Annotated in this window: 1 protein-coding gene; it reads left to right on the forward strand. The window is 32.1% G+C overall.

Going from position 1 to position 486, the window contains the following annotated elements; genetic code table 11:
* Positions 1-486: GGDEF domain-containing protein (locus A6M14_RS00865; RefSeq protein WP_152872889.1), on the forward strand; the 486-nt coding region annotated here is incomplete at both ends.

Below are 486 nucleotides of genomic sequence, written 5' to 3' on the forward strand. Positions count from 1 at the left end.
GAAATTACATCTATTCGCATAGGTTTAGCCATTCTTGGTTTAGCGACTATTATTCTATGTATTATTAGTCAAAATCGTAAATTACTTTTTAAAGAGGTTTATTATCTCGCAAATCATGACACTTTAACTGAAACCATGAATCGTCGAAGTTTTATTAAACTCAGTGAACGACTATTAAGCAATAAAAAATATAAACAAGCATGCTTACTTATGTTAGATATAGATCACTTCAAAAATCTCAATGATGGCTATGGTCATTATGCTGGAGATATCGTTCTTAAAAAATTTGCAGAGCTTGTAAAAGAAAACTTAAGAAATGAAGACTTATTTTGTCGACATGGTGGCGAGGAATTTGTCGTTCTTTTAGCCAATGTAGACAAAGCTGAAGCTTTTATGATTGCTGAACGTATTCGAATACATCTTGCTCAAACAAGCATTAATATTCCCCAACAACAGCCTTTTCATATTTCCGTGATCATGGTTATT

It is taken from the genome of Acinetobacter portensis, assembly GCF_009372215.1.
Taxonomy (GTDB): domain Bacteria; phylum Pseudomonadota; class Gammaproteobacteria; order Pseudomonadales; family Moraxellaceae; genus Acinetobacter; species Acinetobacter portensis.